Here is a 9,790-nt window from a genome sequence, read left to right on the forward strand (position 1 = left end):
GTTCCCTGTTTTTTCTCCTACGGAGTCTTAGCAAGCGGGTCGGATTTTGAAATGGCATACACAGCCCCGGCTGGGGTCAGATGTACCTTTCACTTAGCGCCCCCATACCATCCTTTAAACCGGATAAGCTCCATCTTTTGTATCAGCTACTTTTGCATCTATTTTTGTCTGCTGTGCTTCTCTATACTTAAAGAAGTCTATGGCTACCTGTGGGAACAGTGCATATGTCAGCACGTCCTCATCCTGCTGAATCCACTGTTCGCATTCTTTGCGCAGTGTGTCTAATTCGTTAGGAATCAGGTCTGCAGGACGACAAGTGATAACTTCTGCATTCTCACCGATAACTTTTTTCTGTACTTCCGGATTAAACGGCTTTACTGTTGCGCCGTATTTTCCTGATAATACGTCTTTTGTCTCTTTTGTTGCCATCTTATAACGCTCTCCCATCAGGACGTTGAATACCGCCTGTGTTCCGACAATCTGTGAAGATGGCGTAACAAGCGGCGGCTCACCGAGATCTTTACGGACACGTGGTACTTCTTCAAGCACTTCGTAGAACTTGTCCTCTGCTCCCTGCTCTTTTAACTGTGATGTCAGGTTGGAAAGCATACCGCCCGGTACCTGGTACAGAAGGGTTTTGATATCTACCCCCATATTCTTCGGGTTCAGGAGGCCACTCGCAAGAGCTTCGTCTCTGATCGGTCTGAAGTAATCTGCAATTTCAGCAAGCAGGTTCTGGTCCAGTCCTGTATCGTATGGCGTTCCCTTGAAAGTCTCAACCATAACTTCTGTAGCCGGCTGTGAAGTTCCCATTGCAAATGGTGACATTGCAGTATCGATGATGTCAGCACCTGCTTCGATAGATTTCAGGTATGTCATTCCGCCCACACCAGATGTATAATGTGTGTGCATTTCGATCGGAATGCTAACAGCAGCTTTCAATGCCGTCACAAGCTCTGTTGCCTGATAAGGGCAGAGAAGTCCTGCCATATCCTTTACACAGATAGAGTTTGAACCCATATCTTCGATTCTCTTTGCCAGATCTGTCCAGTATTCCAGAGTGTATGCGTCGCCCAGAGTATAGGACATTGCTACCTGAGCGTGTGCCTTCTCTTTGTTTGCAGCCGTAACTGCTGTCTGCAGGTTACGAATATCATTCATGCAGTCAAAAATACGAATGATGTCAATTCCGTTTGCAACTGATTTCTGTACGAAGTACTCAACTACATCATCTGCGTAAGGACGGTATCCCAGGATGTTCTGTCCGCGGAATAACATCTGCAGCTTTGTATTTTTAAATCCGTCACGGAACTTTCTGAGTCTGTCCCATGGATCTTCATGCAGGAAACGTAAGGATGCGTCAAATGTAGCACCGCCCCAGCACTCTACTGCATGATATCCTACTTTGTCCATTTTATCTACGATAGGCATCATCTGCTCTGTTGTCATTCTTGTGGCAATCAGGGACTGATGCGCATCACGCAGGACTGTTTCTGTTATTTTAACTGGTTTCTTTTCAATCTCTGCCATTTATTTGTCCTCCATTATTATTTAACACCGAAGATAGCCATAAATGTTCCGGCTGCTACTGCAGTACCGATAACACCTGCCACGTTCGGACCCATTGCGTGCATCAGCAGGAAGTTTGTAGGATCCGCCTCTGCCCCGACTTTCTGTGAAACTCTGGCTGCCATAGGTACCGCAGATACACCTGCCGAACCGATCAGCGGGTTAACCTTACCGCCTGTTGCCACGCACATCAGCTTGCCGAACAATACTCCTGCAGCTGTACCAAATGCAAACGCGATCAGACCAAGAATAACAATTTTGATTGTATTCCAGTTCAGGAACGCTTCTGCACTCGTTGTAGCACCGACAGATGTACCCAGTAAGATAACTACGATATACATCAGGGCGTTGGAAGCTGTTTCTGTCAACTGTCTAACCACACCGGATTCCTTAAACAGGTTACCCAGCATTAACATACCTACCAGAGGTGCTGTTGTCGGAAGAATAACGCAAACCACGATGGTTACAATGATTGGGAAGAGAATTCTTTCCAGTTTGGATACAGGTCTCAGCTGCTCCATCTTAATCTTACGCTCTTTTTCTGTAGTCAACAATTTCATGATCGGCGGCTGTATGATCGGCACAAGTGACATATAAGAATATGCCGCAACAGCGATCGGCCCCATAATTGCTGTCTGTGACAGTTTTCCTGCAAGGAATATGGATGTCGGTCCGTCTGCACCTCCGATAATAGAAATAGCTGCCGCTGCTTTGTCTGAAAATCCTAATGCCATAGCACCCAAATAAGCCGCAAAAATTCCGAACTGCGCTGCTGCGCCAAGAAGAAAACTCTTTGGATTGGCAATAAGCGGTCCAAAGTCTGTCATCGCGCCAACCCCAAGGAATATCAGAGATGGCAAAATCGCCCATTCATCAAGCAGATAAAAATAATAAAGAAGTCCGCCTGTCCCATTTGCCGCGTCCTCAGCATGCAGCATAATATCAGGGTAGATATTAACCAGCAGCATACCAAAGGCGATTGGAACAAGCAGCAGCGGCTCAAAGCCGTGCCTGATTGCTAAATATAGGAAAACACATGCAACAACAATCATAACCAGATTCCCAACGGTAAGATTCATAAATGCTGTCTGCTGCACGAGGTTTCCCAACGTATTTGAAATATATTCCATTTGTCAAACCTCCTGGTGAACTAGTTTAATGTAGCTAAGACTGCTCCTGATTCAACGGCATCGCCTACTGCTACATCAATACTAGCAACTGTTCCTGCCTCTGGGGCTACTACAGGGATTTCCATCTTCATGGCTTCGATAATAACGATTGCATCTCCTGCCTGAACACTCTGTCCTACGTTTGCTTCGATCTTAAATATTTTTCCTGCTGCTCCGGCTGTAACCTCAATTCCGCCTGCCGCAGCTTTCGGAGCTGCAGCTGCCGGCGCCGGTGCTGCCTTTGGTGCTGCTACAGGTGCAGCTGCAGGTGCTGCAGGTGCTGCGCCTGCCCCTTTTTCCTCAACGGTTACATCATATACATTGCCATTCACTGTAATTGTATAGTTTTTCATCTCTTATATCCTCCTGATTAACTCCATTTATTTGACTTTCTTCTCTTGATAGAACGGACTATAAATCCATCTGCAGAAGTGCCTTCAGCTGCTGCAATCGCTGCTGCAATAACCGCTGCAAGCTCTCCGTCATTATCCGCAGTCTGTGGAACCACTGGTGCTGCTGTCGGTGCTGTAGCCGGTGCCGCGGGAGCTGGTGCCACGTTTGCTTTTTTACTGAATTTCTTTTCTATTGCAGGTATGAACTTAAATAAAGAAATAATGAATGAAATGAAAATCAATACAACGAATACAGTTCCCATTCCAAGTACTGTATTAAGCCCTGCTTTTTCCAGTATCTCGCCTGTCGTATAATCTGCATTAACTGTCAGGCTTTCCATGTTCATCTTTTCATCAAAGGAAAATGAAAGTTCACCTTTTCTGTCTTCAAATGTTGCATTGGCCTTGAGTACTGCGCCGTCGTTTGAAGTAGTCAGCTCATATTTATCAATGCTGACAAGAGTTCCGCATTCCTTCATGCCGGCCTTCCATGCCTCAATAATAGTCAGGAAGTCATCTCCCTCAACCGGGATCCCTGACTGCATCAGAGTCAGATTCAGTTCAAGGTCTGACATATCCTCGAATCTGTTAAGATCGTCATCTGTCATGCTGCTGAAACTTTGTACAATTATGTCAGCGTAGCTCTGCAATGTAGCCTGGTCAAATTCTGCTGCGTCTTTTGCTTTACTGCCACATCCTGTAAAACTGAAGATGAGGAGAAAGATAAGACCTAATAAACTGATTTTTTTCTTCACTTTGCCTCACCTCACTAAACCGTACCGTGTTTCTTATCCGGATGGTCCTCTCTCTTTGTGAACAGCATTTCGAATGCTCCGATTATATATTTTCTTGTCTCTGCTGGATCGATAATTGCATCCACATATCCTCTTCTTGCAGCAGACAGCGGGCTTGACTGCAGTTCCTTATATTCTGCCGCTTTCACTTTTTGAGTGTCAGCGTCCGCATCGGCGTACATAATCTTCGCAGCCAATGCAGCATCCATCATACCGATCTCTGCTGTCGGCCATGCATAGACCATATCAGCTCCGACCGACTTGCTGTTCATGGCAACATAAGCGCTGCCGTAAGCTTTTCCAATAATAACATTCACTTTTGGAACTGTTGCATTTGCAAATGTATAAGTGAGTCTTGCAACGGCTCTCGCCATGTTCTTCTCTGATTCAATCGTTGCAGCAAATCCTGTAACGTTTGTCAATGTAAGAACCGGAATAGAGAATGCGTCACAGAAATTCACGAAGTCAATCGCTTTTTTGCATCCATCTACAGAAAGGGCTTTGTCGAACTCTTCCGCTACATTGCCTTCGGCGTCATATACCTTAGAGCGGTTTGCTACGGCACCTACTGTCATGCCGTTCAGGCGGATAAATCCTGTTACCATGTCTTTTGCGTATTCTTTCTTTGTCTCAAAGAATATATGATTGTCAGAAAGTTCTGCCAGTGCAATGCCTGTGTCTTCTGCAGCATTTGCAATGTCAGCACAGAGACGGTTCAGGTCATCTGTACATTCTGAATAAGAAAGATCGTCTTCGTTATTGGCAGGAATCATGCAGATCAGTGCACGGATCTGTCCGAGGATATCAGCTTCTTCGCCGATTCCGTCTACCAGGCCTGCGTACTTGCTCTGATATTCTGCAGAAGAAGTATCACATTTAGAAGCAATGTTTCCTTCCAGTGCATTTGGTGAATTTACAAACAGCTTTCCTTCTTTACTCTCCATGAATGTAAAGTCTGTCAGTCCCGGCACTACTGCCAGACCGCCGCCGCACATTCCAAAGACAGCAGTAATCTGAGGAATCACGCCAGATGCCATAGACTGTTTGAAGTATAAGTTACCGAAAGCTTCCAGGGCATCTGTTGCCTCCTGAAGTCTCAGTCCTGCACAGTCAACCAGTCCGATAACTGGTGCACCCATTTTCATTGCCATGTCGTAAATATTGGCGATTTTCTTAGCATGCATCTCACCAATCGCGCCCTGTAAAACAGTAGCGTCCTGGCTGTAAACATAAACAAGATTACCGTCAATTACTCCGTAACCGGTGATAACACCGTCAGCCGGAGTATCTTTTGCCTGCAAGTTGAAATCAGTGCTTCTTGCTGTAACAGCACCGCCGATCTCAACAAAGCTTCCCTCATCAAGCAGCATGGCAATTCGTCTGCTCGCTGAGTTTTCTGTAGCGTTGTAGCTCATAATCTAGCCCTCCATATTATTAAATTTGTTTAAAATAAAACCAAAATTTCTGCCTATTCTAGTATATAATACTTAATCCAAAATATCAATTCATAATATCCATTATTTTGATATTTTTTTCACATATTTCCATTTACAATGCATCAAAATGAAAGCCGGTATACGGAATTTTCCATTGTACCGGCTTTTATTCTGAGTCGTATCAGTTATTTCCTGATTTCTCATCTGCACGAGTCCTGCCGCGCTTCGCTGAAGCGGCCATCCCGTCTATTTTCTTGTCCTCCGCAGAATTCTAGTAATTATGAGCCTGCCGTTCAAAGTATGCTTTTGGATACTGGCATACCGGGCACACTTCCGGTGCATCTGCTCCTTCATGTATATATCCGCAGTTTCTGCATTTCCATCCGAGAGGCGCTTCCCCTGTAAAGGTCTTATTTGCCTTATAGTTTTCCAGTAAACGCAGATAACGCTTTTCATGCTGCGCCTCCACTTTCGCTACAAGCTCAAATCTGGCTGCAATCTCATCATAGCCTTCCTCTTTTGCTTCCTCAGCCATACGTCTGTACATCTGCGTCCACTCTTCATTCTCGCCTGCAGCTGCATCTATCAGGTTCTGCTCCACACCGTTAATTCCGTGGAAAGCCCTGAACCACATTTTTGCATGCTCACGCTCCTGTTCTGCTGTTTCCAGGAAAATCGCAGCCATCTGTTCCAGTCCATTTTCCTTTGCAACATCTGCCCAATATGTATATTTATTTCTTGCCATCGATTCCCCTGCAAACGCTTCCATAAGATTCTTCTCTGTCTTTGAACCCGGTGCTGGTCTTCCGGATACGCTGACAGGCTCTTCTGCTTTTACCGGTGCTGCAGTTTCCTCTTTCAGTTCCTGAAATCTATCCGCCGGCACTTTACAGATCGGACACTGTTCTGGTGGATTTTCTCCCTCATGAATATACCCGCATACACTGCATTTCCATTTTTTCATAAAATTTGTCTCCTTCTCTTTTTTATTTTGCGCTTGTGTTTCTTCTATTATAATAGCACTTTCATTCGTTCCCTGGTATTCTAAATTATCCGGATTCTTTTTTCCTTCCGGTCCCAGATCCCCGGAACGGTCCGTATACCCGGTATGCAGCATTTTCTCAGACAGACCACTCAGTGGTGCTTCGTAAAATGTTTCGTAAAGTTTATGTATTTCAGGATTTTCATGGCTCAGCCTGAGCTGCATCTGCGCATCTCTTTTATATAATGAAGAAATCCTCGATTTTCTTATCTCATCTGACATCGGCACTTCCGTCTTCGGCTGTCCGCCCCCGCCGATGCAGCCGCCGCGGCACGCCATCACTTCGACAAAATCATAATGAACATTCTCATTTTTCCATTGCTCCAGAAACTTGCGCGCATTCTCTGTACCATGAATCACCGCCAGCTTCAGAGGTATCCCGCTGATCTCCACGGCAGCTTCTCTTACCCCGTCCATTCCCCGTACAGGTTCAAGGTGCAGAAAGTCCTCCGGAGGATTCGAGCCGCTCACAAGAAAATATGCCGTGCGGGCTGCCGCCTCCATAACACCACCGGTATTTCCAAATATTACACCGGCTCCGGAAGCCTTTCCCATAAGTTCGTCGTACTCACTGGTTCCCGCGCCGCCAAGATCTATACCATCCTCCCGCATCCAGCGTGCCAGTTCCCGTGTTGTAATGACATGGTCCATGTCACGAAGTTCATCTATCTTATTATAGTCAGCAGAATCACGCATCTCGGCTCTGCGTATCTCGAATTTTTTAGCCGTGCATGGCGTTACAGCAACGTTTACAATATTTTCAGGATTCATTCCTCTCTGCTTTGCAAAATAGGTCTTTATGGTTGGACCCTGCATCCCGATCGGGCTCTTTGAGCTGGATATATGCGGCAGTACCTCCGGATAAAATGTTTCAACAAACTTAACCCATCCAGGACAGCAGCTTGTAAACTGCGGCAGCACACCCTTCCTGCCTTTTATTCTCTCGACCAGTTCCGATGCTTCCTCCATAATTGTCAGATCTGCCGCGAAATTCGTATCCAATACATAATCCGCTCCCAGCGCCCTGAGTGCCGCAACCATACCTCCCTCTACAAAACTGCCGGGAGGCATCCCGAACTCCTCTCCCAGTCCGACTCTGACCGATGGTGAAGTACTGAATATTACCACCTTGTTCGGATCTTTGACTGCCTGTCTGACTTTCCGGTACTCATATACTTCTGTGATAGAGTCTGCCGGACAGACATTCGCACATTGTCCGCAGTGAATACAGATTGCTTTTTCTCCCGTGCTTCTCAGAGTGTAAAGTTTTCCTACCCCAATTTCATCCTCACACACTCTTCTGCATTGTCCGCATTTGATGCACAGATCTTCCCGCCTCATAATAGAGGGGTTATCCGGCTCAATTGGTATCCTGATCTCTGTAAACCGATGCATATTGACTCCTTTCTCTTCTCCTGATTTTAATAATAATTACTGTTATTATATTGTCATAATTTGGATATTTTGTCAACAACTTTATAAACATTTTTGTAATTTTATGTTATTTATATTTATTTCGTGCACAATACTAAAAAATAGTTATTAAATCCCTATGAAATTTTATAAATTAAATATAAAGTTTTATTTGTCCTTTCGTATAAACTATGGTACAATCTCCTCATGGAGAAAATTTAACAAAGGAGGAGGTTTTTCTAACATCAGAGAATACCTGGTATAGTATTCTCAGCAGCACGCACTATTACAGTGCTCAATTTAAAAACTAATTGGAGGGTTTTTATTATGGAAACAACTAAAAAGAAGAAACCTTTTGGCTTTTATGTATGTGCCTTAGGTTTCACATTTGAACGCTGCGCGTTCTACACAGTGAAGTACTTATTGGCAATCTGGATTGCCACGAATGCAGCAGGCGGCGGTCTGGGATTAACAGATGCCCAGGCAAGTGCAATATCAGCATTCTTTGTAGCAGCAACCTATATTACACCAATCTTTGGAGGATACATTGCAGACTACTGGCTCAGCCCAAGAATCTGTGTTATTGCCGGAATGGTTTTGATGGGGCTTGGCTACTTATGTACATGGCAGGCAAATTCCACAACTCTTGTCTGGGTTATGATCGCACTTGTTTCAATAGGTACCGGTTTATTTAAAGGTAATCTTTCAGGAGTTAACGGCCTTTTATTTGAAGACAAAGATGATTTGAACAATGCATTTTCTATTCAGTATTCATTTGTAAACGTTGGTTCATTCATCGGAACAACTTTTATTGCTATTCTGCCGATCACAGGGCTTGCAGGCGTAAAAACAACCTTCAACACTGTTTTCCTGCTCTGTGCAATCTTCCTGTTCATCGATGCTCTCTGGTTTGCACTTAATCAGAAATCTCTTGGTGATGCCGGTAAAAAACCATTCAAGCATGACCAGAGAAAGTTTATTGACAGCAACAAGAAAAAAGAAGAAGCAAGTAAACCACTTACAAAGGGTGACAAAAAGCGTATCCTTGCTATCATCCTTGTCACAGTGTTCTCAATTGTATTCTGGCTGGTATGGTATCTGGCATATATGCCTGCTTACTATTACTTTGGATGGGGCGAAGGCTCAGACTTCCTGAATCATGCAAACTGGTTCATCGGAGGATGGCAGGTTCCTACTTCATTCTTTGATTCAATGAATGCACTGACATGTATTATTCTCGGACCAGTTCTTGCTATTGTCTGGGCTAAAATGGCAAAACGTCCTAAGGGTGATCTGAGTATGTTCAAGAAAACAGCATTAGGTATGATTTTAGTTGGATTCTCATTCGTAATCATGGTATTAGCTGATATGATCAGAGGTGAAGGTCAGGCTGCACTTATCTGGATCGTATTCGTATCCCTGCTGATGTCAATCGGTGAGATGGTATTCTCTCCACTTGGCAACTCTTTCATCACAATGTTCGCACCTGCTAAAGTACTGGGACTTCTGCTTGGTCTGTGGCCAATCGCAGTATTCTTTGCAACATGTATCTACCCGGCACTGTATGCATTCCTGAAGACAGTTCCGTTCCAGGCCGGATACGGAGTTGTAGCAGCTGTCGTAATCGTCCTTGGATTAATCCTCTGGGCAATGAGCGGCAAGCTGGATAAACTGGCTGAGGAAGAATAAATAGAGTAGGGAAATAATGGCTAGCATTATTTCCCTCTCATTGAACCGTACGTACGGGTCTCGTATACGGCTCTACAACTTATATTCCAACTTATCTTAGATAATAATTTAAAGGATTGAGCAAACCAGCTCCGTCCTTTATTTTTGTTTCAAGCACCATTGGGCTAATGAGTAAACGTCAAACCATCCGCCTTTCTTTCTGATGAGTTTTATGGCACACTTGAAAAAATGCAAAAAACTAACTAGTTTTTTCAAGTGGAGGTAAATACTATGGATAAAAACCACT

The 9,790-nt window shown here is 44.5% G+C and carries 7 protein-coding genes; 1 reads left to right on the plus strand and 6 read right to left on the minus strand.

Going from position 1 to position 9,790, the window contains the following annotated elements:
• Positions 1-114: 114 nt before the first annotated feature.
• From HMPREF0240_RS15300 to rbr, 6 genes are all read right to left on the minus strand, one after another.
• Complete coding sequence (locus HMPREF0240_RS15300) at positions 115-1,530, minus strand: oxaloacetate decarboxylase subunit alpha (protein ID WP_009004324.1); 1,416 nt, start codon at positions 1,528-1,530, stop codon at positions 115-117.
• A gap of 17 nt (positions 1,531-1,547) precedes the next feature.
• A complete protein-coding gene (locus HMPREF0240_RS15305) occupies positions 1,548-2,699 on the minus strand; it encodes a sodium ion-translocating decarboxylase subunit beta (RefSeq protein WP_009004325.1) in 1,152 nt (383 codons plus the stop codon).
• Positions 2,700-2,719: 20 nt separating this feature from the next.
• Complete coding sequence (locus tag HMPREF0240_RS15310; protein WP_009004326.1) at positions 2,720-3,091, minus strand: biotin/lipoyl-containing protein; 372 nt, start codon at positions 3,089-3,091, stop codon at positions 2,720-2,722.
• Positions 3,092-3,108: 17 nt separating this feature from the next.
• On the minus strand, positions 3,109-3,885 hold the full coding sequence (locus HMPREF0240_RS15315; protein ID WP_009004327.1) for an OadG family transporter subunit: 777 nt from the start codon (positions 3,883-3,885) through the stop codon (positions 3,109-3,111).
• Between the two features lie 14 nt (positions 3,886-3,899).
• Positions 3,900-5,339, minus strand: coding sequence for a carboxyl transferase domain-containing protein (locus HMPREF0240_RS15320; RefSeq protein ID WP_009004328.1), 1,440 nt, complete (start codon positions 5,337-5,339; stop codon positions 3,900-3,902).
• Between the two features lie 292 nt (positions 5,340-5,631).
• The gene (gene rbr, locus HMPREF0240_RS15325) at positions 5,632-7,797 is read right to left on the minus strand and encodes a rubrerythrin (protein ID WP_009004329.1); all 2,166 of its coding nucleotides are present in this window, start codon (positions 7,795-7,797) and stop codon (positions 5,632-5,634) included.
• Between the two features lie 345 nt (positions 7,798-8,142).
• Here rbr and HMPREF0240_RS15330 point away from each other — a divergent pair, with 345 nt between their 5' ends.
• On the plus strand, positions 8,143-9,504 hold the full coding sequence (locus HMPREF0240_RS15330; RefSeq protein WP_009004330.1) for a peptide MFS transporter: 1,362 nt from the start codon (positions 8,143-8,145) through the stop codon (positions 9,502-9,504).
• The last annotated feature ends 286 nt before the right edge of the window (positions 9,505-9,790 follow it).

Origin of the sequence: Clostridium sp. D5, assembly GCF_000190355.1 — a bacterium.
GTDB classification, from domain to species: Bacteria; Bacillota; Clostridia; order Lachnospirales; family Lachnospiraceae; genus Faecalicatena; species Faecalicatena fissicatena_A.